This is a genomic window from Streptomyces sp. ISL-10 (assembly GCF_018614575.1).
In the GTDB taxonomy this organism is placed as follows: domain Bacteria; phylum Actinomycetota; class Actinomycetes; order Streptomycetales; family Streptomycetaceae; genus Streptomyces.
Genome location: NZ_JAGGOJ010000018.1, coordinates 60,804 through 86,544 on the forward strand (window position 1 = coordinate 60,804; position 25,741 = coordinate 86,544).

A 25,741-nucleotide genomic window follows, 5' to 3' on the forward strand; every position below is an offset into this window, starting at 1 on the left:
ACGATGCCGCCGTGGGGCACCGAGTCCCCGGAGCAGCACAGCACGGTCCGGCATCATGGGGACAACGTCCCCTGAGCAGGTCGACAAGGAGAGAACTCGTGGACGACGTTCTGCGGCGCGCCCCGCTCTTCGCGGCGCTCGATGACGAGCAGGCCGCGGAGCTCCGCGCCTCGATGAGTGAAGTGACGCTCGCCCGTGGCGACGCGCTCTTCCACGAGGGCGAACCGGGCGACCGCCTGTACGTGGTCACCGAGGGCAAGGTCAAGCTCCACCGCACGTCCCCCGACGGCCGCGAGAACATGCTCGCCGTCCTCGGACCGGGCGAGCTCATCGGCGAACTGTCCCTCTTCGACCCCGGCCCGCGCACCGCGACCGCCACCGCTCTGACCGAGGTGAAGCTCCTCGGCCTCGGCCACGGCGACCTGCAGCCCTGGCTGAACGCCCGCCCCGAGGTGGCCACCGCGCTGCTGCGCGCCGTCGCCCGCCGACTGCGCAAGACCAACGACCAGATGTCCGACCTGGTCTTCTCCGATGTTCCGGGCCGTGTCGCCCGTGCGCTCCTGGACCTGTCGCGCCGCTTCGGCGTGCAGTCCGAGGAAGGCATCCACGTCGTCCACGACCTCACCCAGGAGGAGCTGGCCCAGTTGGTCGGCGCCTCCCGCGAGACGGTGAACAAGGCGCTGGCGGACTTCGCCCAGCGCGGCTGGCTGCGCCTGGAGGCGCGTGCGGTCATCCTGCTGGACGTGGAGCGCCTGGCCAAGCGTTCGCGCTGACCTGCTCCTACGAGTACGAACACCCGCACGAAGAGGGCCGCCCGCGTGATGCGGGCGGCCCTCTTCGCGTGCCTCTTCGCGTGCCTCTTCTCGTGGCCCTTCGCCTAGCTCTTCGCGGGGTGTCAGTTCCTGGTGCTGTCCACGATCAGCGGGTTGCCGGAGCCGGAGCCGCACGGCACGGCGTACACCGGGTTCTTCTCGGCAGCCTCCCTGAAGGCCTCTATGCACTGGTTGGTCAGCACCTTGTCGCTCAGCGACTCGTTGAGGATGCGGTTGGCCTTGGCGATGCCCTCGGCCTCGATACGGCGGCGCTCGGCCTCCGCCTTGGCCGTAAGGGCCGCCTCCGTCGCCCGCTCGGTGGCCTGCTGCTGCTGGATCTTGCGGTCGATCTGGTCCTGCAGCTTCTCCGACGGCTTCACATTGCGCAGGTTGACCGTGGTGACGTCGATGCCGCGCGGGGCGAGCCGTTCCCTGATCAGGTCACCGATCTCGGCGTTGATCTTCTCGCGGGCGGAGGTGTAGCCCTCCTCACTGGTGTGGCGGGCGAAGACGTTGCGCACGATCTCCCGGCTGTCCGGGAAGACCAGACGCTGCTGAATCGCGTCCTCGCTGCCCGCCAGGCGGTACAGCTCCACCGCCTTGGCCGGGGTGACCGCCCACTTCACCGTCAGCTCCGCGTACATCACACCGCCCTGCGAGGAGCGCACTTCGACGACGTCCTTGTCGGAGAGGTTGAGGTCCACGGGCCGGGTGGAGAAGGTCGTGACGTCGGTGAACGGCGAGGTGAGGTTCACGCCGGAGCTCATGGGCGAGCCGACCTTGCCGAAGGTGACCGGCACGCCGACCTCGTAGGCGCTGACCACGTGGACGCAGCTCGCCGTGCCGGCGAACAGGCCGGCGATCAGGGCGCCCAGGGCGCCGATCTTGAGTCCCCGGTTGTCGCCGCTGCGGGCGACGGCGTACATCACCGCAGCGGCGATGACGAGGATGATGAACAGGACGAACACGGCTCTCCCCCAGTGACGGACGTCGCAAAGTAAGCGGAGCGTAAAGCATCACCGGCGACGGGGACGCGGGAGGGTGCGGCGTCCCGTTCCCTATCCCAAGGACGGGTCGGGGCGGGGCTGTGTGGTGGCTCAGGGTCGGACCTGCCCGATCAGGCCCAGGCCGGACCTCCCACCCAGGTCAGACCTGCCCGATCAGGCCCAGGCCGGACCTCCCACCCAGGTCAGACCTGCTCGATCAGGCCGTGCTCGCGCAGATACTCCAGCTGCGCCCGCACCGACAGCTCGGCGGCCGGCCACAGCGACCGGTCGACGTCCGCGTAGACCTGCGCGACGACCTCGGCTGCCGTGCTCCACCCGGCCTCGACGGCGGTCTCGACCTGGGCCAGACGGCTGGCGCGGTGCGCGAGGTAGAACTCGACGGCACCCTGGGCGTCGTCGAGCACGGGTCCGTGCCCGGGCAGCACCGTGTGGACACCGTCGTCGACGGTGAGCGAGCGCAGCCGCCGCAGGGAGTCGAGGTAGTCGCCGAGCCGCCCCTCCGGATGGGCGACCACCGTGGTTCCCCGGCCCAGGATCGTGTCGCCGGTCAGCACGGCACGGTCGGCGGGCAGGTGGAAGCTGAGCGAGTCGGCGGTGTGACCGGGAGTGGGGACGACCCGCATCTCCAGTCCGCCCGTGGTGATCACGTCCCCCGCCGCGAGCCCCTCGTCGCCGAGCCGCAGCGCGGGGTCGAGGGCCCGGACCTTGGTACCGGTCAGCTCCGCGAAGCGTGCGGCCCCCTCCGCGTGATCGGGGTGGCCATGGGTGAGGACGGTCAGGGCGACGCGCTTGCCCGCCTGCTCGGCGGTGTCGATGACGGCCCGCAGGTGGGCGTCGTCCAGCGGTCCAGGGTCGACGACGACGGCGAGGCCGGAGCCGGGCTCGGAGACGATCCAGGTGTTGGTGCCGTCCAGGGTCATCGCGGAAGGGTTGGGCGCGAGGACGTTCGTGGCGCGGGCGGTGGCGGGCCCGGAGAGCACGCCTCCGCGGGGCTGTCCGGGCAGGGCTGCGGCGTCGGTCATCGCGGGCCTCCGGTCGGCACGTGCTTGGTGAACTCCTCGTGGCCCGGCCAGCTGAGGACGACCTCGCCGCCCTCCAGGCGCGCCGTCGCGAGCACGGGGGTCATATCCTGCCCGGCCGCCGCCTGAAGCGCCTGCGCCGCCGTTGTGTACGGCTGGAGGGTGCGCAGGGTCGCGATGGTGGGCGGCATCATCAGCAGCTCGCCCTTGTCGTAGCCGGCGGTCGCGTCCGCCGGGCAGATCCAGACCGTGCTCTCGGCCTCGGTGGAGGCGTTGCGGGTGCGCTGGCCGTGCGGCAGGGCGGCCACGAAGAACCAGGTGTCGTAGCGGCGCGGCTCGAACTCCGGCGTGATCCAGTGCGCCCACGCGCCGAGCAGGTCCGAGCGGAGCACCAGGCCGCGCCGGTCCAGGAACTCGGCGAACGACATGGTCCGGTCCACCAGCGCCTGCCGGTCCGCCTCCCAGTCGTCCCCCGTCGTGTCCCCGACGACCGTGTCGGGCGCCGGTCCGGCGAGCAGGACGCCCGCCTCCTCGTACGTCTCACGGACCGCGGCGCACACGATGGCCTGCGCGGACGCGATGTCGGTGCCGAGGCGCCGCGCCCACGTGTCCAGGGACGGCCCGGCCCAGCCCACGGGCCGGTCGTCGCGCGGGTCCACTCCGCCACCCGGATAGGCGTACGCGCCGCCCGCGAAGGCCATGGACGTGCGCCTGCGCAGCATGTGGACAGCGGGTCCGTCCGCGGCGTCGCGCAGCAGCATCACCGTCGCGGCCCTCTTGGGGGTCACGGGCGTGAGCTCACCGGCCGCGAGGGCGCGGATACGGTCGGGCCATTCCGGCGGGTACCACTGACCATTGGACATGGGGCGGATGCTATGCGCTCACGCGCGGATGTTCGAGGGGTGGCCGGAGGGGCCGGCCACCCCTTCGTGCTGTCAGTGCCCGGGTGTGCCGTGCATGCGGCTGCCGCCCGTGTACTGGATGTCGATCAGCAGGATGCGGTCGTTCCCGGCCGTGCCGTCCTTGTCGGTGGACGTGGTGAGCCAGATGTCGCCGTCGTGGTCGACCTCGACGGTGCGCAACCGGTCGTACGTCCCCTGGAAGTACGTCTTCTGCTCGACCAGGTTGCTGCTCGGGTCGATCCGGAGCCGGTAGACGCGCTCACCCCTCGTCGTCGCCACGAAGACGTGGTCGTTGATGATCGTCAGTCCGCTGGGCGAGGCGGAGGCGGTGCTCCAGGTCTTCTTCGGCGCTGTGTAGCCGCCGCAGGTGCCGCTGGTGCCCTCGCAGTGCGGCCAGCCGTAGTTGCCGCCCTTCTGGATGAGGTTGACCTCGTCCATGACGCTGTTGCCGAACTCGGCCTGCCACAGCCTGCCCTTGGAGTCGAAGTCGAGTCCCTGCGGGTTGCGGTGGCCGATCGACCAGACGGCGTTGCCGAACGGGTTGTCCGAGGGGATGGAGCCGTCCTGGTTGATGCGCAGGATCTTGCCGTTCAGCGAGTTCCTGTCCTGGGCCTTGCTGGCACTCTGCGCGTCGCCCATGCCCGCGTACAGCTTTCCGTCGGGCCCGAAGCGGAGACGGCCGCCGTTGTGGAAGCGGCTCTTCTCCATGCCACGGAGGAGGACGGTGTAGCCGCTGAGCATGTTGTTCTCCAGTCTCATGCGCGCGATGCGGTTGCCGTCGGTCGAGGTGTGGAGGAAGTAGAGGTAGTGGTCGGTGGCGAAGGACGGGCTGACCTCGATGCCCATCAGGCCGCCTTCGCCACCGGTGGTCTGGGAGTCGGGCACCTTGCCGAGCAGTGTCTTCTGCCCCGACTTGGTGAGCCGGTGGACGTTGAAGGTGTTCCGCTCGGTGAAGACGCCCGTCCCGTCCGGCAGGAAGGCAAGGCCCCAGGCGACGTCCACGCCCCTCGCGAGGGTGGAGACGGTGCCCGGGTCGGGGGTGCCACCGGGCTGGGCGGTGGAGGTGGTGATGGTGATCTCGGGGCCGAACGCGGACTTGTTGCCCTTGAGGTCGTAGGCCCTGACCTTGAAGCGGTACGCCGTCCCGGCCTTCAGCCCGCCGACCGTGGCCGTCGTCCCGTCGGAGGTCCCGGACGCCGCGCCGTCGCGGTGGATCTCGTAGCCGGTGACCTTCACATTGTCCGTGGCGGCGTCCCAGGCGAGGTCGACACTGGCCGCGGTCCTGCCCGTGGAGCGCAGGCCGCCCGGGGTGCTGGGGGCCTGGGTGTCGGGAGGCGCGGGCCGGGTGGCGACGGTGACGGCGTTGCTGGCGGCGGAGACGTTGCCCGCCGCGTCACGGGCGAAGACCGTCCAGTCGTACGAGGTCTCCGGGTCCAGGCCGTCGACGGTGGCCGCGAGCGTGCTCCCGCCGACCTGCTTCATCAACTGGCCGTGCTGGTAGAGGTCGTAGCCGGTGACGCCGGTGTTGTCGGAGGCCGCGTCCCAGGCCAGGGACACGCTGCTCGCCGTCGGCTCCTTGTCGCGCCGCAGATTGCGGGGCGGGGTCGGCTTCTCTGTGTCGGCGGGGCCGGTGGAGGTGACGGTGAGCCGGTCGAGGTTCGGCCCGTCCGCCGCGGCGGTGGTGACGCGGATCGTGTTGGCCCCCGCCTTGAGGGTGGCACCGGTCGTGACGGTCTTCCAGGTGCTCCAGGTACCCGTGGCGGGGAAGGCCAGGTCGTCGGCGGCGAGCGTTTCGTTGACCGTCACGTCCAAGGGGCGGTTCGCCGGGGTGCCGTTGGCGTAACGGAGTTCGAGCGTGGCGGCGCCCGCCTGGGCGGAGCCGACGGTGAACTCGGCGTACGCGCCCGTCACCGCATGGAAGTTCACGAAGCCGGTGCCCGAATGGCCCGTGTGGTCGGAATCGACGGCGGCCTGGGAGAGGCGGGCCGCTTCGGCTTCGTAGGCGACGGTTCTCTGGACGTGGGCCTCGTGGGCGACGGCCTTCTGGACGCCGGCCTCGTGGGCGACGAGGGCGGTGGCGGGTGTCGTCAGGCCGCCGGGCGGCACCAGGGCGAGTGACAGGGCCGCGGTCGCGGCGACGAGGGTGCCGGCCGCCGCGCGCGGATGGCGAAGAAGCAGTGCCACGGATTCCTCCCGCTTTCGTGTGGGGGACGAGGGGATTCACCTGGGCGGTTCACATGGTTAGGAAGCCTTCCTAACCATGAATACCGCGACCAGAGCACACCCATCGACGCGTCCACGTCAAGAGGTGCGCGGCGGATTCCCACGACCGGTCGCGGGTACGACGACGGCCCCGGACCCACCGGCGGACCGGCGGGCTCGGGGCCGTACACCTACTGACCTTCGGTTCAGTCCTGGACGAGCTCCACCTGGATCTCGACCTCGACCGGAGCGTCCAGCGGCAGCACCGTGACACCCACGGCGCTGCGCGCGTGCACACCCTTGTCGCCGAGCACTTCGCCGAGCAGCTCGCTCGTCCCGTTGACCACGCCGGGCTGGCCGGTGAAGTCCGCGGCGGACGCCACGAAACCGACGACCTTCACGACCCGGGCGATCCGGTCCAGGTCACCGATGACCGACTTCACGGCGGCCAGCGCGTTCAGCCCGCAGATACGGGCGAGCTTCTTGGCCTCCTCCGGGGTGACCTCGCCACCCACCTTGCCGGTGACCGGAAGTTTGCCCTCCACCATCGGGAGCTGGCCCGCCGTGTACACGTACGCGCCCGAGATCACGGCCGGCTGATAGGCGGCAAGCGGCGGCACGACCTCAGGCAGCGTCAGACCGAGCTCGGCAAGCCTGCGCTCGACCACACCGCTCACGAGGACTTCTCCCGCTTCAGATAGGCCACCAGCTGCTCGGGGTTGTTCGGCCCGGGCACGACCTGGACGAGCTCCCAGCCGTCCTCGCCCCAGGTGTCCAGAATCTGCTTCGTCGCGTGCACGAGGAGGGGCACGGTCGCGTATTCCCACTTGGTCATGGAGCCGACTGTAGCCGCACCGCCCGGCGCGTTCGTGACGCGGTTGGGGTGCGGCTGCGCGACGGGACCGCGCCGAGCTCCGAGCCGGGGCACGTGACGCGGTCCGGGGCGCGATCCGAACCGGGCACGTGGCATGGTCGGGGCCCCACAGCGATCCGCGCCAGGCACCTGACACGCACCGGGGGCACGATCCGAACCGGGCACGTGGCATGGTCGAGGCCGGGGGCACGTGACGCAGTCCGCAGGCAGTCCCGTGCGTAGGCCGCGTCACGACTGGTTAGGCTCGCATACGTGAGCAGGCTCCAGGTCGTCAGCGGCAAGGGCGGTACCGGTAAGACCACGGTGGCCGCCGCCCTCGCGCTCGCCCTCGCGACCGAGGGAAAGCGCACCCTCCTGGTCGAGGTCGAGGGCCGGCAGGGCATCGCCCAGCTCTTCGAGACGGAAGCCCTTCCGTACGAGGAGCGCAAGATCGCCGTGGCGTCCGGCGGCGGCGAGGTGTTCGCGCTGGCCATCGACGCCGAGCGCGCGCTACTCGACTACCTCCAGATGTTCTACAAGCTCGGCAGCGCGGGCCGTGCCCTCAAGAAGCTCGGCGCGATCGACTTCGCGACGACCGTCGCCCCCGGCGTCCGGGACGTGCTGCTGACCGGCAAGGCGTGCGAGGCCGTACGCCGCCGGGACAAACAGGGGCGGTACGTCTACGACCACGTGGTCATGGACGCGCCGCCCACCGGCCGTGTCACCCGATTCCTGAACGTGAACGACGAGGTCGCGGGCCTCGCCAGGATCGGCCCGATACACAACCAGGCGCAGGCCGTCATGCGGGTGCTCAAGTCCCCCGAGACGGCCGTCCATCTGGTCACGCTGCTGGAGGAGATGCCCGTCCAGGAGACCGCGGACGGTGTCGCCGAGCTGTGTGCCGCCGAGCTCCCCGTGGGCAACGTCATCGTGAACATGGTGCGCCCCCACATCCTCGACGAGGAGGCGGTGCGCGACGCGTCCGACGGCCGCCGCGGCGAGATCGCCAAGGCGCTGACCGCGGCGGGCGTCCCCGGTTCGGCGAAGCTCGTCACCCCGCTGCTGGAGCAGGCCGCCGAGCACGCACAACGGGTCGAGCTGGAGCGGGAGCAGCGCAGGGTGCTGAACGCGCTGGACCTCGGCGCGTACGAACTGCCCATGCTCAGCGAGGGCATCGACCTCGCCGGGCTGTACCAACTGGCGAAGGAACTGCGTAAACAAGGGGCGGGCTCATGACGCTGGACGCATCGGCCCGTCTGGAGGTCGACCCGCTCATCGACGACCCGGCCACGCGCATCATCGTGTGCTGCGGCGCCGGCGGCGTGGGCAAGACCACGACGGCGGCGGCCCTCGGCGTACGGGCGGCGGAGCGCGGCCGCAAGGTCGTCGTCCTGACCATCGACCCGGCGCGGCGGCTCGCCCAGTCCATGGGGATCGACTCGCTGGACAACACACCCCGCAGGGTCAAGGGCATCGAGGGCGACGGCGAACTGCACGCCATGATGCTCGACATGAAACGCACCTTCGACGAGATCGTCGAGGCGCACGCGGACGCCGAGCGTGCCCGCGCGATCCTGGAAAATCCCTTCTACCAGTCCCTGTCCGCCGGTTTCGCCGGCACGCAGGAGTACATGGCGATGGAGAAGCTGGGCCAGCTGCGCGCGCGGGACGAGTGGGACCTGATCGTCGTCGACACTCCGCCGTCGAGGTCCGCACTGGACTTCCTGGACGCACCCAAGCGCCTGGGCTCTTTCCTGGACGGGAGGTTCATCAAGCTGCTGATGGCTCCCGCGAAGGTGGGCGGCCGGGCGGGGATGAAGTTCCTGAACGTCGGCATGTCGATGATGACGGGCACGCTGGGCAAGCTGCTGGGCGGTCAACTGCTGCGGGATGTACAGACCTTCGTCGCCGCGATGGACACGTTGTTCGGTGGCTTCCGTACGCGCGCGGACGCGACCTATCGGCTGCTGCAGGCGCCGGGCACGGCCTTCGTGGTGGTCGCCGCGCCCGAGCGGGACGCACTGCGGGAGGCGGCGTACTTCGTGGAGCGGCTGGCCGCGGAGGACATGCCGCTGGCGGGTCTGGTACTCAACCGGGTGCATGGGAGCGGGGCCGCGGGCCTGTCCGCGGAGCGGGCGCTCGCCGCCGCGGAAAATCTTGACGAGCGCGGCATTGTGGATCAGGGGCCCGGGAAGACTGGTGGTCGTGACGTCGCGGCCGTCTCTCCCGAATCCCCGGCCGTGGATCACTCCCCCGAGGTCCGTGAGGTCTCCCCCGAAACACTCGGATCGTCGCACGAAGAGAACGAAGAGAACGAAGCACGCGCGGCACACGCAGCACATGAAGCGCAGACCCCGCGGCAGCTGACGGCGGGTCTGCTGCGTCTGCATGCCGAAAGGATGCAGGTTCTGGCGCGCGAGCAGCGCACGCGCGACCGTTTCACCGCACTCCACCCCGAGGTGCCCGTCACGGAAGTCCCGGCACTGCCGGGTGACGTCCACGACCTGGGCGGGCTCCGGGCGATCGGCACCCGGCTGGCCGCGGAAACACCGACGCGGGCGTAGCGCTGGGGGCGGTGGCGCACTGTCGAAGCCGCGGGGCTGCGCGCGCACGGTGGCGTCGGATACCTGGCGCGTTGGGCAGGTGCGTGGGGGTGGGGGTTGCGCCAGGGGTCGCCGGTGGGGTCCGGCCGAGCGGCACGCGGCCTGCGGCTGTGCACAAAACGCGTCTGACGTGCGCCCATGGCCCGGCACTCAAGGCGGCGCCGATCTCGTGCGCAGGCGGCGCAGGTCGTGCACCGGCGTACGCGCCCGGGCGCGTTGAGAACGGACCGGTTCGCCACACGGGCGGCGGACCAGGTCCAGGGCCTGTGCACCGCATACGTCGGCGCTCAGCGCTCCCGTGCTCAGTCCACGCCGGGTGTGCCGCAGCGCGCTCCGGCATGTCGGCGGCATCATCCGCCCGCGTGCCGCGCCGAGGCGCTGACCGCGTCAGCCCACCGCCGCGTACGTCTCGTACGTCTCGTCATCGTCCAGTCCGACCGGCAGAATGCCCGCGCTGCGCTCGTACTCCGTGCGCGCGGTCTCGAGCAGTCTTCGCCAGGACGTCACCGTGGGGCGCCTGCGGAGCAGCGCTCGCCGCTCCCGCTCGGTCATTCCGCCCCACACGCCGAACTCGACGCGGTTGTCCAGCGCATCGGCCAGGCATTCAGTGCGTACCGGGCAACCGGTGCACACCGCCTTGGCCCTGTTCTGCGCTGCCCCTTGTACGAACAGTTCATCCGGATCCGTCGTGCGGCAGGCTGCCTGCGCACTCCAGTCGGTAACCCAGCCCATGCCGGCGCCGTCCTCTCCCGAATCGAGGCTCCCCCACGGCGGCAGCGGCATATTCACCGCTACCAGTTGAGGACGTTACGGAAGGTGGGCACAGCGCAACACCCCCACGGGGCCCAATCTTGAATGGTCCGAACGGACTATGCGTACGCGGCAGATCACCCAGGGGAGTGACCTGGCGACATGCGCGACAAACCCGACAAGGCCGGGCATCCCTCTTGCCTCGCAACGGACTTCGAAGACACATGCAAAGGATTCGGGCATGGCTCCGCCGGATTCGGGTACAGCGGAGTTCTGCCGGCTACGTGACTTGATGCGAAACCGCACTGATGTGACAGTTGAGAGCAGCTTAGGCCAAGGCCTTTACGCCTGTCCGGCAAATGAGAACGTAGGCTGCCCTCATGCCAAAGAAGCGCTCGGGCGGTGGTCTGACCGGGACCCAGCAGGCCGCCAAGTTCCTCGGTGTCAGCGTGCTCTCCGGAGCGGTGCTGGCGGGCATCGCCCTGCCCGCCGCCGGTGCGCTGGGACTGGCGGCCAAGGGCACGGTCGAGGGATTCGACGAGATCCCGGCCAACCTGAAGACACCACCGCTGAGTCAGCGCACCACCATCCTCGACTCCGAGGGCGGCAAGATCGCCACGGTGTACTCGCGCGACCGCACGGTGGTGCCCCTCAAGGACGTCTCGCCGTACATGCAGAAGGCGATCGTCGCGATCGAGGACGCCCGCTTCTACGAGCACGGCGCGGTCGACCTCAAGGGCGTGCTGCGCGCGCTCAACAAGAACGCGCAGACCGGCGGCGTGTCCGAGGGCGCTTCCACGCTCACCCAGCAGTACGTGAAGAACGTGTTCGTCGAGGAGGCCGGCGACGACCCGGACAAGGTCGCCCAGGCCACCCAGCAGACCATCGGCCGCAAGATCCGCGAACTGAAGTACGCGATCCAGGTCGAGGAGGAGCTGGGCAAGAAGAAGATCCTCGAGAACTATCTCAACATCACCTTCTTCGGCCAGCAGGCGTACGGCGTCGAGGCCGCCTCCCGGCGCTACTTCTCCAAGTCGGCCAAGGACCTGAAGCTGGAGGAGGCGGCGATGCTCGCCGGCATCGTCCAGTCGCCGAGCCGCTACGACCCGGTCAACGACACCGAAGAAGCGACCAAGCGCCGCGACATCGTGCTCCAGCGCATGGCCGACATCCGCGACATCTCCCAGGAGGAGGCGGACAAGGCCAAGGCCGCGCCGCTCAAGCTGAATGTCAGCAAGCCGGACAACGGCTGCATCACCTCCGTGGACGGCGCGGGCTTCTTCTGCGACTACGTACGCAAGACGATCCTCACCGACCCCGCCTTCGGGAAGACGGAGGAGGAGCGCTCGAAGCTGTGGAACCTGGGCGGCCTGACCATCCGTACGACCCTGAGCCCGAGGGCGCAGGCCGCGGCGAACAGCGCCGCCACGGCGAAGGTCAGCAAGACCGACAAGGTCGCCGCGGCCGTGGTCCAGGTCCAGCCCGGCACGGGCAGGATCCTGTCGATGGGCCAGTCGCGTCCGTACGGTCTGGACCAGAAGCAGCACGAGACGGTGCTCAACCTCTCGGTCGGCAGCAAGATGGGCGGCACGACGTACGGTTTCCAGGTCGGTTCGACCTTCAAGCCGATCACGGCGGCGGCGGCCCTGGAGAAGGGGATCAGCCCGGCCCAGTCGTTCGCCACCCCGTGGAAGATCTCCCTGCCGATGGACTCCTACCGGACCTGTGCCGGCGGGCCGTCGGGCGGCGGCAACTGGGATCTCCAGAACGAGCTCAAGTCCGAGGCCGGCTCGTGGGACATGACGAGCGCCCTCGGCAAATCCATCAACACCTACTTCGCGCACCTCGAACAGAAGACGGGCCTGTGCGAGACGGTCGACATGGCCAGGAAGATGGGTTACGGGCGCGGCCTGGGCAAGAAGCTCCAGGAGCTGCCGTCCATCACCCTCGGCGGCCAGGAGAGCACCCCCCTGGACATGGCCTCGGCGTACGCGACCTTCGCCAACCGCGGCCGGTACTGCACCCCGGTCGCCATCGAGTCCGTGACGGACGCGAACGGCAAGCGGATCAAGGTGCCGGGCTCCGAGTGCTCGCAGGTCATGAACCAGCAGACCGCGGACATGATCAACCAGATGCTCAAGGGCGTCGTCGAGGACGGCACCGGTACGCAGGCCGGCCTCCAGGACCGCGACAACGCGGGCAAGACCGGTACGACGAACGACCGCAAGGACGCCTGGTTCGTGGGCTACACCCCGAACCTGTCCACGGCGGTGTGGGTCGGTGACGACGTCGGCGAGAAGACGTCGATGTACAACATCACCATCGGCGGCCAGTACTACGACAAGGTCTGCGGCGGCTGCCTTCCCGGCCCGATCTGGAAGATCGCGATGACCGGCGCGCTGAACGCCGGCGAGACCCCCGCGTTCAACCCCATCTCCGTCCCGCGCGGGAAGGAGAAGGAGGACAAGGACAAGAGCCGCGACCGGGACGGCAGGCCCGGCGCCAACCAGCCCATCCCCGGCATCAGCATCCCGCCGGACCTGATCGGCGGTGCCACCAACCGCGGCCAGGGCAACGGCGGCGGCGGCAACGGCCCGTAGGCGTCCCGCAGATGTGCGGTACGGCGAAATAGGCGAAGGGGGACCCGTGACCGGGTCCCCCTTCGCCGTACCAACGGCGGCGCGGCGGTTCGTGGCGCTGCGGTGCTGCGGCACTGTGTGGCGCTGCGGCCTGCGTGGCGCTGTGATGCCGTGGGCGGCGCTTGGCGCTGCGGAGCCTGCGTGGCGCTTCGGCGCTCAGCCCGCGAGGAGCTGCTTCACCGCGGCGGCCACCCGGCCACCCTCGGCGCGGCCCGCCACCTTCGGGTTCACGATCTTCATGACGGCACCCATGGCGCGCGGGCCCTCGGCACCGGCTGCCTTGGCCTCCTCGACGGCCTGCGCCACGATCTGGTGGAGCTCGTCGTCCGTGAGCTGCTGCGGCAGGTAGGCGTCGAGGATCACGCCCTCGGCCTTCTCGCGCTCGGCCTGCTCGGCACGACCGCCCTGCGCGAAGGCATCGGCGGCCTCACGGCGCTTCTTCGCCTCCTTGGCGATCACCTTCTGGACCTCGTCGTCGGAGAGTTCGCGGGCCGTCTTGCCCGAGACCTCCTCCTTGGTGATCGCAGCGAGGGTCAGCCGGAGCGTGGAGGAGCGCAGTTCGTCGCGCGCCCTGATCGCCGCGGTGAGGTCTTCCTGCAGCTTGGACTTGAGCGTGGTCATGCGGACAAGTGTCGCAGGTACGCGGCGGGGTACGCCCGCCCATTTCGCGCGACGCGCGTCCGGCGGGGCCGACGCCGGGCGGGTTCGTGACGCGCGCGCTGCGGGGAGTCGTCAGGGCGCGGACACCTGACGGCCCCTTGGAGGCGACCGGAGCGTCGCCTCCCCGACACCGGCCGTTGACAGCCTGCGCTGGTGCCGCCCCTCCGTCTCCCCGTCGGCCGAAGCATCGGCCGAAGCGTCGGCCGAACCGCGTACCGAGCCGTCGGCCGAGCCGTCGGCCGGCCCGTCGGCCTCCGCCACTGCCGACTGCTCGGCCTCGTCGGCTCGACGGCGCTCGCGGCTGGCGGAGTGGGCGCCGGGGCGCTGCCCGTGCGGGAGGTCCTCGCCCCCGGCTCGGGGGCGGCCGCACTCGGCCTCGCCGCCGCGTACTTCGGGCTCGTCGTCCTGATAGCGGCGTGGACACTGCTGGGCCGGGCCCTGCGCGAGCCGCGGCCACCCGGGCTGCGCGACCTGCTGATGACGCTCGCGCTGTGGGCGGCGCCGCTCGTCGTGGCACCGCCCCTGTTCAGCCGGGATGTCTACAGCTACCTCGCGCAGGGAGCGATGGTCGACGCGCGGCTCGATGTGTACGCCTACGGTCCCTCGCACCTCGGCGGCCCCTTCACGGCCGAGGTCGCACCGCTGTGGCGCGACACCCCGGCACCGTACGGCCCTGTGTTCCTGGCACTCGCCTCGGCCATAGCCGGATCCGCGGACTTCGAGGCGTTCTCCACGGACCGGGTGACCGGCGGTGTGTACGGCATGCGGCTGGTGGCCCTGCTCGGCGTGGCGCTGATGGCGCTGTGCCTGCCGCGCCTGGCGCGGCACTGCGGAACCGATCCGGCCGTCGCGCTCTGGCTCGGCGCGCTCAATCCCCTGGTGCTCCTGCATCTCGTCGGCGGCGCCCACAACGACGCGATCATGATCGGGCTGCTGGGCGCGGGGCTGGTCGCAGCCCTCGGACGCAGGCCGGTCCCCGCGGTCGTACTGGTCACCCTCGCCGCCCTGGTGAAGGCCCCGGCCTCACTCGGACTGATCGCCGTCGTCGTCCTGTGGGCAAGGCACGCGCCCTCGGCCAGGGCGCCCCGGCTGTCCGCCGCCCTCGCGGCGCTCTGCGTATGCGCGGTGACGACCGCGGCGACGACCGCCCTCGCCGGCACCGGGTACGGGTGGATCGGGGCCCTCGACACCCCCGTCTCCCCCGAGAACTGGTCCCTCACCTCCACCCTCGGCCGTATGACCACCGCCGTGCTGAGCGACGCCGGCAGCGGACTCGCGGGCCTCGCCCGTCATGCGATGCCCGCCTGGCACCTGCTCGGCCTCGCCGCCACCGCTCTGGCCGTCCTGCTCGCCTGGCGCCACCATCTGCTGCGCCCGGTCCACGCCCTGGGCCTCAGCCTGACGGCCGTCGCGCTCCTCGGCCCCGCGATACGGCCCTGGTACGTGCTGTGGGGCCTGTTCCTGATCGCCGCCGCCGGTCCCGGAAGGCCGCTGCGCCGGTCGGCCGCCGCGCTCAGCACGGTCCTCGCTCTGGCCGTGCCGCCCAGCGGATTCGCTCCCGACGCCGAGCAGTTGAGGTTCGCCGTCAGCGGCGGGCTGCTCGCGCTGACGGCGTTGTGGGGCGCACATCGGTTGGTACACCGGCCCGTTGGGAGTACGGCATGACACAGCTGGAGACGACTGAGACCGCCTGGCGGCGGCCGACGACCACGCGCGGGCGGATGCTCCTGATCGCCGGACTGTGCTGCGCCGTCGTGCTGTTCCTCGCGACGGTCCCGCTGCACAGGGACTGGTTCGATCTCAGGGTCTACTACGGAACCGTGCACCACTGGGCGGACGGCGGCGCCCTCTACGACTATCTGGTGCCGGGCACGCACTACGGCTTCACCTACCCACCGTTCGCGGCCGTGTGCATGCTGCCGATGACGCTGGTCGGCTGGCGGAGCGCCGTGGCGTTCAGCGTGCTGCTCAACGCCGCGGCCGCCGCCGTGATCCTGCGCTGGACCGCGGGCCCGCTGATCCGCCGCGAGGGCTGGAGCCCCTGGTACGCCCTCGCCCTCGCAGGCTGCGCCTTCGCCCTGCTGGAACCGGTCCGCGACACCGTCAGCTTCGGCCAGGTCAATCTGCTCCTGCTGGCGCTCGTCATCGGCGACGCCCGGCTGCTGGCCGGCGGCCGGGCCGCGCGGTACGCGGGCATCGGCACCGGCCTGGCCGCCGCGATCAAGCTCACGCCCGCCGTCTTCATCGTGCACCTGCTCCTCACCGGCCGGCCGCGCGCCGCCGCCACGGCCACTGTCGTCGCCCTGGGCGCCACCGGGATCGCCGCGGGGGCCGCGCCGGACGCGTCCCGGGTCTACTGGATGGAGGCGCTGTGGGACACCGACCGCGTCGGCGCGCTGGCTTACGTCTCCAACCAGTCCTGGCAGGGGCTGGTGGCGCGGCTCTTCGACCCGCACGAGCCGAGCCGGGCGCTGTGGGCGCTCGGGGTGGTCGTGCTGCTGGCCGTCTGGGCCGTACGCGTGCGCAAGGCGAACGCCGCCCGCGATCACGCCGCCGCCTTCGCCCTGACCGGCGTCCTCGCCTGCCTGATCAGCCCGGTCACGTGGGTGCACCACCTGGTCTGGCTGTCCCCGGCACTGGTGGTGCTGCTCGACGCGGGACTGCGCGCGCCGGAAGGGCCGGACCGCCGTCGGCTGCTGGCCTGGGCCGTGGCGCTGCCGGTCGTCCTGTGCAGCAGTGTGGTGTGGCTGTGGAGCAAGGACTCGTCCGGGCTCGACGGGTTCCTGGGCGGCAATATCTACGTCTGGATCTCGCTGGGGCTGCTCTTCACTCTGCCTCTGCGCACACCGCCGGCCGCGGACGCTCCCGGCCGATGACCGCCCGCCGCTCCCCGGGACCCGAGCGGTCTGCAACGATGGGCGTATGCGCGCACGGTACGGGATCCCCCTGAAAGTCACCGCAGGAATCACGGCAGTCGGCGCGGTCGGCCTCGCCTATGCCGCCGGCTTCGAAGCACGTTCCTTCCGGCTCCGCCGGATCACCGTGCCGGTCCTGCCGCGCGGGATGCGGCCGCTGCGCGTCCTGCAGGTCTCGGACATCCACATGGTCAGCGGCCAGCGCAAGAAGCGCGCCTGGCTCCAGTCGCTGGCCGGCCTGCGCCCCGACTTCGTCGTGAACACCGGCGACAACCTCTCCGATCCGGAGGGCGTGCCGGAGGTCCTGGACGCGCTGGGACCGCTGCTGGAGTATCCAGGCGTCTATGTCTTCGGCTCCAACGACTACTACGGCCCGAAGCTGCGCAATCCCGCCCGCTATCTGCTGGAGAAGGCCCAGGGCCGCCACGGCCTCAACGGCAACGCCCCGGCGGTCGGCGTTGTCCACAACCCGTGGGAGCAGCTGCGCGACGGCTTCGACGCGGCGGGCTGGCTGGACCTGACGAACACCCGCGATCGCCTGAAGCTGGAGGGCTGTGAGATCGCCTTCACCGGCCTCGACGACCCGCATATCAGGCGCGACCGGTACGAGCTGGTCGCGGGCGGCCCGGAGAAGGGCGCCGATCTGTCGCTGGCCGTGGTCCACGCCCCGTATCTGCGCAGCCTCGACGCGTTCACGGCCGACGGCTACCCCCTGATCCTCGCGGGCCACACCCACGGCGGCCAGCTGTGCATCCCGTTCTACGGGGCCCTGGTCACCAACTGCGACCTGGACACGAACCGGGTGAAGGGCCTGTCCACGCACACGGCCGAGGGCAGCACCTCCTACCTCCACGTCTCCGCAGGCTGCGGCACGAACCGCTACACCCCGGTCCGCTTCGCCTGCCCCCCGGAGGCGACGCTGCTGACCCTCACCCCCAAGGACTGACCCCAAGCGGCCGAGCGGCTCGGGACGGATCATGGCCTGGGGCCGCCCGGCCGGCGCCCTGGGTTGGCGGCCCGTGGGCCTTGCGAAACCGGATTTCGTCTCCGGCCGCCGGTGGGCTAAAGTAAACGACGTCGCCGGGACAGTGGGCGACATCGGGGTGTAGCGCAGCTTGGCAGCGCGCTTCGTTCGGGACGAAGAGGTCGTGGGTTCAAATCCCGCCACCCCGACACAGGTCAGAGGCCCATTCGCTTGATCGCGAATGGGCCTCTGTCGTACTTAGGGGGCCAAACAGGGGGCCAAAGGATTCTGATCAAGCCTCGCGAGCGGTCTGGTCTCGTCGCTGGGCAAAGATCTCGTCCATGGCCTCCGCGCCCTCCGTGATGACCGGACGGAGCTGCTTGCGGTAGACCGCCTCCGTCGTCGCCTGACTGGTGTGGCCGACAAGCTGAGCGATGCGCTCCAAGGGGATTCCATGATCGGAGAGCAGCGAGACGAAACTGTGCCGCAGCTCCCTCGGGGTCCACTCCGGCACAAGTCCTGCCTTCCTCACGATGGCTTTGAAGTCACGCCGGACGTTCGCCGCGTCCAGCGGCTCCCCGCTCCGAGTGGTGAAGACACGGCCGGTCGGACTCCACTCCATTCCCTTCGACTCTCTCTCCTGTCTCTGCCACCGCTTGTGCTCTTCGAGCACGTCGACCACCTGTTGCGGCAGCGCAATGGTCCGGCGGCTCTTCCTGGTCTTGGTCTCGCCGTGCTTGCGCACGGAGCGCCATACGGCGACGTGGGGCGGCACGCCGTCACCTGTCTCCAGGAAGACGTGATCCCACGTGAGGGGTCGCGCCTCTTCCGTACGCACGCCGCTGAGGAGCGAGAGAACCAGGTAGGCGTACAGCCGTGAAGGGCGGGCGGCGGCCAGCACCGCTTCCGCCTGCTTCAAGTTCAGTGCCTTGCTCGGACGTCCGGGCCGTCCTTCCGGTGCGGTGACGAGCAGGGCGACATTCCGCGCGGCCTTGTCCCTGCGCTGAGCGTGCTCGATGGAGCGGCGAAGGATGGCCAGCAGGTCACGGAGGCTGCGCGTCGCGAGGTGCTCGGCCCTGTCGTCCAGCCAGTCATCGACGTCGTCCGCGCTGAGGTCCTTCAACTTCGCTTTGCCGATGAACGGGATGAGGTGCTTGTTGGCCATCGAGCGGTTCTTGCCGATGGTGCCCTTCTCATCGCGTCCCTTGAGTCCGCGCTCAAGCCAGTCGTTCACAGCGTCGGCCACGGTGTAGTTGGCCGGCGCCTTGACGCCCGACTGCACTTCCTTCTTCAGGTCCCGGATCTTCTGGCGCACCTCGGTCTTGGTCTTGCCGTAGACCTTCGGTCGGCGGCGCTTGCCGTTCGGGGCGTACCCCAGGGACACCGCACCGACGTAGCGATTCTTGGCGGCGTCCCAATAGATCGTGTCCTCACCGTGGCCGGCCCTCCGGGCACGCTTCGGCGTCTCGGTCATGTGGTGTGTTCTCCAAACGGCAGGGCCGCGCTTTGGGAAGCGCGGCCCTGCCGAAGTGCGTAGGGATGGATGGGTGTTCGGGCGGTTCAGGCGGCGGCTTCCGCCTCGCGCTTGAGGAGTTCGACGTACTGCGCGACGTACTCAGGCGGGACAAGTCGGCGACGGCCGATGCGGACGGTCTGGAGTCGCCCGAGGCGGATCTCCTCATAGATCAGCGATCGGCCGATGCCGAGAGTGGCCGCTGCTTCTTCCGGTCGGTACAGGAGCCGCTCGGCGGGAGCGGGGAGCGTGACGCTCATTGCGGAGTGCCTCCTAGGCGGGAGGGTCTTAGGGGCTTCTCAGGGGCGCGTTTGTCCGAGGTGCGGATTTCTGCGTCACCGCGTCACCTGTGTCACGGGGCTCGTCTGACCTGCAGTTTCTCGTGACGCGGCGGGTCGTGGGGTGCGTCACGGGTGACGCAGGCCGTGTGTCACCCATGACGCAGGTGACGCGGGATGACGCAGCGGCCGCCGTCTGCGTCACTGCTGTTGCGGCAGGTCACGGGCTGTTTCAGACTCCTGGGTGACGCAGGTGACGCAGCGTCTCTTCCCTTGGGACAAAAGGGAGGGATGTCTGTTGTGGTGCGGCGCGGCTCAGGAAGGAAATGCGGAGCCGCTTCGCGGCGCGACCATCGCGCGGCGGCGAGCCGCCGAACTGCAAGAGGAGCACGTCCGCGCGGGCCCGGTGCTCTTCTTGCTTGTCCGTGCCGTGGCCGGTCAGTGCATCGCTTCCTGCTGGTGCGCGGGAGGCTCGGGCGGGCGGGTCATTTCGATGTAGCGGGCGGTGCTGGTGCGGCCCCAGTCGATGAGGACGGCGCGGGCGGCGAGGGTGGGTTGGAGGCGCTTGAGGCGGTCGGAGAGGACTTTGCCGGTGGTGGGCCAGCCCTTTGGCAGGGGACGGCATTCCTCGCCGGTGTAGAGGCCGGTGAGTGCGTGCAGCCACTCGGAGGAGGTCATCCGCGTCTCCTCGCCCGGCATCATGCCGGCGGCGTGCTTCAACACGGTCTGGGCCAGCAGGTCGCCTTCGATGACGTCGTCGTTGAGGTCGTCCAGGCTGGCCCGGTAGGCGCCCAGCGATCCGAAGCCGGTCGCCGCGTCGAGCTGCGCGCACAGGTGCGCGAAGTCGGCCATCCGCAGGTCGGTCGGGATGTCCGCCTCGGCGGCCCGCACCTGCACCGTGAGGTCCAGGAGCGAGCCGAGGATGACGGGCAGCACCTCCTCGTACTCCGCCCACAGCTCCGCCTCGGTCCGCCGCACGCTCGGGCGCTCCAGGCGCAGTGGAAGGAGGCGTTCGGCGAGGTCGGGCCGGATGACGCCGACGTCGATGCCGGTCAGCAGCATCGGCCGGCGGTAGCGGGCGCGGAAGACGTCCCCGTCGGTGAACAGGGCGCGCTTGACGTTCTCGGCTCCGGTGACGATGCAGCACATGGCGTCCGACAGGTCCGGCGTCATGTGGGAGAGGTTGTCCAGCGCGGTGACCCACCCGGCGGCGACGGCCGCGGTCAGGTTCTCCTCGTCCTTCGGGGCCCGCCTGAGGTCGCCGCTCATGCCCTCGATGATCCGCACGAGCATCCGCCCGGCGGTGGACTTGCCCGCGCCCTGGGGGCCGGTGAGGAACGGTGCCGGGACGGGGACGGACGGGCCGAGGCAGCCGATCAGCCACGCAATCGCCAGGCACTCGGTCTCCGCCGTAGCGAAGTTGGTCAACCGCAAGAGGAGGTCGATGCCCTTGCCGTCGGTGTCCTTTACCGGCAGGGGCAGTTCCCCGGTGAGCTGCGTGCGCCGCCAGCACACCTCACGCGGGTCCGGAACAGCGACCTCCCACCCGGTCGGGTGGATGCGCACGGACTGCCCGTCGGTGCGGCCCAAGTCCAGCCATGTGGCACCGTCGAACCCGGGTGCGACGCGAATGTGGACCGGCTGCACTTCCTCGGTCAGCGCCAGCGCCTCGATCAAGTCCAATGCCTCCTTGAGGGCGGTTCCGTTGAACACGCCGACGCCGTCGCGGAAGAGGCCGACCATGAGTTCCTGCCGGTGGCTGCCGGTCGTGCCCTGGGACCGGATGGGGCGGGCGACGGGGTGGCCGTTCTTCTGGGCGTAGACGGTGCCGTCGGCGGTGCGGAAGTACCGGAAGTGCTGCTGTGCGTAGTCGGTGATGATCTCGCGGGCCGGGGTCTTGTCGTCTTCGGACATGGCTCACATCCCCAGGGCGGTGCGGGCGTTGGTCCATGCGTCGGTGCAGTGCCGCAGGGTTTCGCCCTTGGCCTGCGCGGCGGTGAACAGTCGTGCGACATGGGTGTCGGTCAGGCAACCGCACCGACCGTGCGCGGAAAGCACGGCGAGGAACGTGCGATACACGGTGGCGTGCACCTGGCTCCGCGCCTCGGTGATGCGCTGCTCCGCCATCGCGATGCCACGCTCCAGGTAGACGGGCGTGCGGTGATGGCACTCCCTACCCCCGGCGGGCGTGGGCACGGTGACGACGTGCGTCGGCCGAACCGCACGGGCGGTCCGCGCCACAAGGGTGCGGATGGCGTCGGGCAGGGCGGTCATGGTGCCGGTGCCGGGACCCAGCCACCGGGCGTAGGCCATCGTGGATTTGATGTCCACGCCCGGGCGGACGGCGTTCGCGGAGCGCATCGTGCCCCGGTAGATCCAGTGCTCGCCGCGCGTCGTGGCCACGGTCCGGGTCGGAGGCAGCGCGGTGCGGGCCCAGGCGACGGCGTCGGCTTCGTCCAGGTCCACGACAGTGAGCCCGGCCCCGGCGGGGTGGTAGGCGACGGCGGCGGCCGTGCGCCACATCGGCGCCCAGGCGGGTGAGGTGATGACGGCGGTGTCGGTGGTGGCGGCTGCCCAGCCGTGGCACACGCGCGGGCACCGGCAGTCCCCGGCGGTCTTCATGTTCGGCCGTCCGCCGCACGCGCCGTCCGTGCAGGCGGGGCAGTTTCCGAACGGTACCTTCCCTTTGCGTAGCGGCAGGACGGGGATGCCCGCTTGGGCCAGGCTGAGCGCCGTTCGGAGGTAGTCGTTCGTGCTCGGTTGGGTCATGCTGGATCTCTCCAGTTCTCGTGACGCTGGATGAGGGCGGCCCCGGCTTTGGCGAGAGGGGGCCGCCCTCTGCTTGTCGAAAGACGGCGTGTGATGACGCCACTTGTTGACGGGCGGGTTGTCAGTGGCCCTCGATACGTTGATCAGCGGACGTCTCGCGCCTGGGTGAGTGCGAGACACGGCGATCCTGAGAGGCACGGGAGTCAGATGACGGCGTGGCTGATGTACCTGGGGGACGACCCGAAGCGTGTGGGCGGCGGTTACGACGACAGCAGCTCGACCCACTACAGCTGGGACAGCCGTGTCCCGAACTCGACGCATGTCCAGGTCGGTGACGTGATCGTGCTGTGGAACGGCGAGACCCTGCTCGGGATGTCGGCCATCGAGCACATCGAAACCGGAACCGGGACCAAGGACCTCAGCTCGTGCCCCGCGTGCGGAAAGGCGGACATCGCCGAACGCAAAACAATGACGCCCAAGTACCGCTGCTGGACCAAGACCTGCAAGGCCGAATTCGAAGAGCCGGCTGTCGAGACGGTGCCCGTCACGACGTACCGCGCCCGATACGAATCGGGCTGGATCGACCTTCACGGCCACGTCTCGGGTGGCGAACTGCGTCAGCTCTGCGAGGAGCAGCGCTCACAGAACGCCCTGCGCAGGCTGCGCTGGGACGACTTCCGTGCACGGGTCGAGACGGGGAAGAACGCGACCCCGCTCGACGTCATCGACACCAGCCGCGAGGTCATCGCCGGCGGCCACACCGAGCGGACCGTCAGGGCACGGAAGGGGCAGCCGGCCTTCCGCGCCGCGCTGCTGGAGAGCTTCGGTCAGGTCTGCGCGTTCACCGGTCCCATGCCGGCCTACGTCCTCGACGCGGCCCACCTCTACAGCTACGCGGCCAACGGCAAGCACCACACTTCCGGCGGTCTCCTCCTACGCAAGGACGTCCACCGGCTCTTCGACCTCGGGCAGATCGCCATCGAACCGAATACGCTCACCATGGACGTCGCACCCCAAACCCGCGCCTGGGACGCATACGCCAAGCTCCACGGCAGCCCGCTCGCAGTCCCCATCACCGCGACCCACAAGAAGTGGATTGCCGCGCACTGGGAACAGCATCGAGGCACGGCTGCTGTCGCCATTCCGGCGCAGGGCACCGCCTCGCAGCTGAACATGGCCGCGAGTTAGGTCTACTTGAGCCCTCGCCGGGCCGTGCCAGCTCACAGCCGGCGACTGACGCCGCCTACAGGGCGGGGATGGCGTTGATGACGGCGTTGGCAAGCTGGTTGATGGGTTCGGCGGCACCGGTGGAGGCGAGGAAGAAGCCGAACCCGGCCGCTATGAAGGCGGCGCCCGCGCTGAGGCTGCGGGAGCGGAGCAGGAAGAACAGGACGAGGCCGAAGAGCAGGACGAGCGAGACGGTCACGGCCATGCCGTGTGCCTCCTTCTGGTCGTGTCGGTGACGGAAGCGGAACGAGCTTCGAGGGTCGGACAGGGAAGTTGTGGCACCCGCTGGGGGGTGGCTTCTGGAGGGGGTTTCGGGGGCCTGGCCTGCGGTGCCTCCCTGCCTCCCTGGTAGATCATTTGTGCAGGTCAGGCTCAGGGAGTGGGGGCAGGGAGGCGGTCAGGGAGTTCTCCCTGCCTCCCTGTCCCGACGTGGGTCGCCTCCCTGTCACTGGGACGCGGAAGCGGAATCCTCGCTGTCGCGGTTGGTGAGCGCTTGGGCGACGCGGTCACGGGCGACGACCATGCGGCCGTCGGACTTGTACGGCTCGGCGCCGGCGTCGTCCAGGACGCGCTTGAGGTCGACGAACGACCACTTGCCGTAGGTGTCCTCGCTCAGCGCGGAGAGCCGCTTGATGACGTCCTGGGTGCGCACCCGGTCATCGCTGCCCAGCACCGCGAGGATGTCGGCGAGCGGGTCGCGCTCCTCCCCCCGCTCGATGACGTGCAGGGTGGTCACGCCGTGGCGCAGGGCCTTGGCCCGCTCGGCGACCTTGGCGGCCGGGTCGTCGTCGATGAAGTGCGTGCGGACCGTGATGGACGACTGCCCCTTGGGCATCTCGATGCCGTCGGAGGCGACCACCAGGGTTCCCTTGTCGAGACCCTGGCGCAGCAGGTGCGGGGCGGCGCCGTCGTCCACGGCCTTGTCGCCCAGCGCCATCCGCGACTGCGACTCGGTGCCCAGGACGAGGGAGGCGCGGGTGTGCGCGCCCTCGCGGACCAGCTTGGGAAGGTTCTGGTCGGTCGGGTCCTGGGTGCCCTGCCACATCAGCACGTCGACCGCACGACCCTGGTTGTGGATCTTGCGGACGGCCATGAAGTAGCGCGAGGTGGCCTTGGCGCCGCCGTAGGGCCGCTTGGCGTCGTCGACCGCCGGGCACATGAACGCGACCTGCGCCTCGTCCACCAGGACGATCAGCGGCCGGAAGACGGCCGACGGGTCGGTGCGACGCACCTCCATGCGGCGGTTCATCTCGTCCACCGCGTCCTCGACCATCTCGGTGACCTGGATGACGTGGTCATCGGTCGGTCCCTGGATGAGGACGTCGGCGATGCCGTCGAACATGGCCCAGTCCCCGACGCCCTTGAGGTCGCCCAGCCAGAACTGCACCGACCGGTCCAGCGCCAGCCACAGAGCCAGGGCACGCAGAGAAGCGGTCTTGCCCTGGTTGGAGCGGCCCGTGACGAGCAAATGACGCTGATACACGCTCAACTCGGCCGCGTCGCCCCGCAGGTCCTGACCCCACGGGGCCCTGCCGGTCTTGTAGTTCGCGGTCAGCGTCTCGTCCGTGACCAGCGGGGAGGGGCCGATCGGCTCATCCAGCGCCCCCGAGTCGGCGATCCACAGCCGCACCGTGCGGGCGGCCGGCGGGATGGTGATGAACACCTCGTGCTCGTGCCGGGTCAGGTTCTCCGCCAGCTTGCGCCGCCGGTTCTGCACCTCGATCGTCGACACACCGGACGGAAGCGTGACATCGACCTCGACACCGCACCCGGCGATCGTGATCGGGCCGAGCATTGCCGCGCCGGCGTCGCCCATCTCCTTGATCGCGTTCCGCAGCTGAGCGATGCCCAGATCGCGCAGGGCCTTGACCACGATCGACGGGGTGATCGGCTCACCCTCGCCGGAGCGAGCCTTGGCGGGCAGGACCCAGTTCGGTGCGGCCTGCCGATGCTTGCCGACGGCCCAGACGCCAGCCAGTGCGAGCCACGGGCCGACCGCGACCAACGGTCCCCACAAGATTGTGACCAGGACGACGAGCAGGTGAATCAGGTCGACCAGGGCCATCAGCGGCGTGACGACGTCACCAGGTTGCTTGGTCGCTATGGCCAGGGCGATGCCGATGACGAGCAGTCCGCCGATCGTGCCGCCCGCGCCGTAGGCGGCGTTCTTCGCGATCCGCTCGGGTGAGGTGATCAGGTCCATGCGCCGCTTGTGCCGGGCCGCGCGGAACTGCTGCCCGCGCTCCTCCCACTCGGCGGCGACCTCGTAGTTCCCTGCCGCTTCGGCGGCGCGGATCATCCGCTCGTAGCGGGCGGCCGTGCGGCCGTCCCACGCCCGCTTCGCGACGATCCGCGTGCCACCGAGGACGTAGGAGCCGTGCCGGACGACGGCGCGGCCGGTGGCCCGGGTGCGCTCGTGCGTGGCCACCGTGCGGGCCGCCCGGCCGGAGCGCACCCACAGCGGCACCGGCCGCTCCACCGGCGCGGGCGGCGGGGCCGGATCCTCTTCTGCGGCGGGGGTCTTGAACAGGGGAACGACGTTCTCGGTCATGCTGGTCTCTCTCCTGCTGCTCGAAAGGGTGGCGGGTGGGCCCGGGGCGGCCGGATTCCTTGGCCGGGTGCGGCCGC

General features: G+C 70.2%; 22 protein-coding genes and 1 tRNA gene. 9 read left to right on the forward strand and 14 right to left on the reverse strand.

Annotation, left to right across the window (positions count from 1 at the left end; translation table 11 throughout):
* Positions 1–98: 98 nt before the first annotated feature.
* Positions 99–773 (forward strand): Crp/Fnr family transcriptional regulator, encoded by a 675-nt coding sequence (locus J7E88_RS22445; protein ID WP_215183860.1) that lies wholly within the window; start codon positions 99–101, stop codon positions 771–773.
* Between the two features lie 122 nt (positions 774–895).
* Here J7E88_RS22445 and J7E88_RS22450 read toward each other — a convergent pair whose 3' ends face one another.
* The 6 genes from J7E88_RS22450 to J7E88_RS22475 all read right to left on the reverse strand — a co-directional run bounded on the left by J7E88_RS22450 (position 896) and on the right by J7E88_RS22475 (position 6,777).
* Positions 896–1,780 (reverse strand): prohibitin family protein, encoded by an 885-nt coding sequence (locus J7E88_RS22450; protein WP_215183862.1) that lies wholly within the window; start codon positions 1,778–1,780, stop codon positions 896–898.
* Positions 1,781–2,001: 221 nt separating this feature from the next.
* Positions 2,002–2,841 (reverse strand): MBL fold metallo-hydrolase, encoded by an 840-nt coding sequence (locus tag J7E88_RS22455; RefSeq protein WP_215183864.1) that lies wholly within the window; start codon positions 2,839–2,841, stop codon positions 2,002–2,004.
* Positions 2,838–3,701, reverse strand: coding sequence for an NUDIX domain-containing protein (locus J7E88_RS22460; protein WP_215183866.1), 864 nt, complete (start codon positions 3,699–3,701; stop codon positions 2,838–2,840). Before J7E88_RS22460 ends, J7E88_RS22455 begins: the two co-directional genes overlap by 4 nt.
* A 72-nt stretch (positions 3,702–3,773) precedes the next feature.
* A complete protein-coding gene (locus J7E88_RS36815; protein WP_308307570.1) occupies positions 3,774–5,924 on the reverse strand; it encodes a PQQ-dependent sugar dehydrogenase in 2,151 nt (716 codons plus the stop codon).
* 224 nt (positions 5,925–6,148) lie between these two features.
* Positions 6,149–6,619: a RidA family protein gene (locus J7E88_RS22470; protein ID WP_215183868.1), complete on the reverse strand. Its 471-nt coding sequence runs from the start codon at positions 6,617–6,619 to the stop codon at positions 6,149–6,151.
* On the reverse strand, positions 6,616–6,777 hold the full coding sequence (locus J7E88_RS22475) for a DUF4177 domain-containing protein (protein ID WP_005314434.1): 162 nt from the start codon (positions 6,775–6,777) through the stop codon (positions 6,616–6,618). Before J7E88_RS22475 ends, J7E88_RS22470 begins: the two co-directional genes overlap by 4 nt.
* 291 nt (positions 6,778–7,068) lie before the next feature.
* On the opposite strand from J7E88_RS22475, the gene J7E88_RS22480 reads away from it, so the two are divergent.
* Both J7E88_RS22480 and J7E88_RS22485 read left to right on the forward strand, forming a co-directional pair.
* The gene (locus J7E88_RS22480; protein ID WP_215183870.1) at positions 7,069–8,031 is read left to right on the forward strand and encodes an ArsA-related P-loop ATPase; all 963 of its coding nucleotides are present in this window, start codon (positions 7,069–7,071) and stop codon (positions 8,029–8,031) included.
* Positions 8,028–9,359 carry an ArsA family ATPase gene (locus J7E88_RS22485; RefSeq protein WP_215183872.1) on the forward strand — a complete coding sequence of 444 codons (1,332 nt, stop codon included), beginning with the start codon at positions 8,028–8,030 and terminating at the stop codon, positions 9,357–9,359. Before J7E88_RS22480 ends, J7E88_RS22485 begins: the two co-directional genes overlap by 4 nt.
* 426 nt (positions 9,360–9,785) lie before the next feature.
* Here J7E88_RS22485 and J7E88_RS22490 read toward each other — a convergent pair whose 3' ends face one another.
* Complete coding sequence (locus tag J7E88_RS22490) at positions 9,786–10,130, reverse strand: WhiB family transcriptional regulator (protein WP_177149633.1); 345 nt, start codon at positions 10,128–10,130, stop codon at positions 9,786–9,788.
* 398 nt (positions 10,131–10,528) lie between these two features.
* Between J7E88_RS22490 and J7E88_RS22495 the strand changes: the two genes are divergently transcribed.
* Positions 10,529–12,748, forward strand: coding sequence for a transglycosylase domain-containing protein (locus J7E88_RS22495; RefSeq protein ID WP_215183874.1), 2,220 nt, complete (start codon positions 10,529–10,531; stop codon positions 12,746–12,748).
* 195 nt (positions 12,749–12,943) lie between these two features.
* Here J7E88_RS22495 and J7E88_RS22500 read toward each other — a convergent pair whose 3' ends face one another.
* On the reverse strand, positions 12,944–13,408 hold the full coding sequence (locus J7E88_RS22500) for a GatB/YqeY domain-containing protein (RefSeq protein ID WP_215183876.1): 465 nt from the start codon (positions 13,406–13,408) through the stop codon (positions 12,944–12,946).
* A gap of 225 nt (positions 13,409–13,633) precedes the next feature.
* On the opposite strand from J7E88_RS22500, the gene mptB reads away from it, so the two are divergent.
* The 4 genes from mptB to J7E88_RS22520 all read left to right on the forward strand — a co-directional run bounded on the left by mptB (position 13,634) and on the right by J7E88_RS22520 (position 17,535).
* Positions 13,634–15,112: a polyprenol phosphomannose-dependent alpha 1,6 mannosyltransferase MptB gene (gene mptB / locus J7E88_RS22505; protein WP_215184118.1), complete on the forward strand. Its 1,479-nt coding sequence runs from the start codon at positions 13,634–13,636 to the stop codon at positions 15,110–15,112.
* Complete coding sequence (locus J7E88_RS22510) at positions 15,109–16,323, forward strand: glycosyltransferase 87 family protein (RefSeq protein WP_215183878.1); 1,215 nt, start codon at positions 15,109–15,111, stop codon at positions 16,321–16,323. Before mptB ends, J7E88_RS22510 begins: the two co-directional genes overlap by 4 nt.
* Before the next feature lie 46 nt (positions 16,324–16,369).
* A complete protein-coding gene (locus J7E88_RS22515; protein ID WP_215183880.1) occupies positions 16,370–17,308 on the forward strand; it encodes a metallophosphoesterase in 939 nt (312 codons plus the stop codon).
* A gap of 153 nt (positions 17,309–17,461) precedes the next feature.
* Positions 17,462–17,535: transfer RNA gene (locus J7E88_RS22520), tRNA-Pro, on the forward strand.
* Positions 17,536–17,618: 83 nt separating this feature from the next.
* Here J7E88_RS22520 and xerC read toward each other — a convergent pair.
* From xerC to J7E88_RS22540, 4 genes are all read right to left on the reverse strand, one after another.
* The gene (gene xerC / locus J7E88_RS22525; RefSeq protein ID WP_215183882.1) at positions 17,619–18,800 is read right to left on the reverse strand and encodes a tyrosine recombinase XerC; all 1,182 of its coding nucleotides are present in this window, start codon (positions 18,798–18,800) and stop codon (positions 17,619–17,621) included.
* Between the two features lie 86 nt (positions 18,801–18,886).
* On the reverse strand, positions 18,887–19,099 hold the full coding sequence (locus tag J7E88_RS22530) for a helix-turn-helix domain-containing protein (protein ID WP_215183884.1): 213 nt from the start codon (positions 19,097–19,099) through the stop codon (positions 18,887–18,889).
* A gap of 456 nt (positions 19,100–19,555) precedes the next feature.
* The gene (locus tag J7E88_RS22535; protein ID WP_215183885.1) at positions 19,556–21,031 is read right to left on the reverse strand and encodes an ATP-binding protein; all 1,476 of its coding nucleotides are present in this window, start codon (positions 21,029–21,031) and stop codon (positions 19,556–19,558) included.
* A gap of 3 nt (positions 21,032–21,034) precedes the next feature.
* On the reverse strand, positions 21,035–21,886 hold the full coding sequence (locus J7E88_RS22540) for a bifunctional DNA primase/polymerase (RefSeq protein WP_215183888.1): 852 nt from the start codon (positions 21,884–21,886) through the stop codon (positions 21,035–21,037).
* 207 nt (positions 21,887–22,093) lie between these two features.
* On the opposite strand from J7E88_RS22540, the gene J7E88_RS22545 reads away from it, so the two are divergent.
* The gene (locus J7E88_RS22545) at positions 22,094–23,074 is read left to right on the forward strand and encodes an HNH endonuclease (RefSeq protein ID WP_251023037.1); all 981 of its coding nucleotides are present in this window, start codon (positions 22,094–22,096) and stop codon (positions 23,072–23,074) included.
* Positions 23,075–23,129: 55 nt separating this feature from the next.
* Here J7E88_RS22545 and J7E88_RS22550 read toward each other — a convergent pair whose 3' ends face one another.
* Both J7E88_RS22550 and J7E88_RS22555 read right to left on the reverse strand, forming a co-directional pair.
* Positions 23,130–23,318 carry a hypothetical protein gene (locus J7E88_RS22550; RefSeq protein ID WP_215183889.1) on the reverse strand — a complete coding sequence of 63 codons (189 nt, stop codon included), beginning with the start codon at positions 23,316–23,318 and terminating at the stop codon, positions 23,130–23,132.
* 240 nt (positions 23,319–23,558) lie between these two features.
* Entirely contained in the window at positions 23,559–25,664 is a 2,106-nt protein-coding gene (locus tag J7E88_RS22555) for an FtsK/SpoIIIE domain-containing protein (RefSeq protein ID WP_215183891.1), read from the reverse strand.
* Positions 25,665–25,741: the final 77 nt, after the last annotated feature.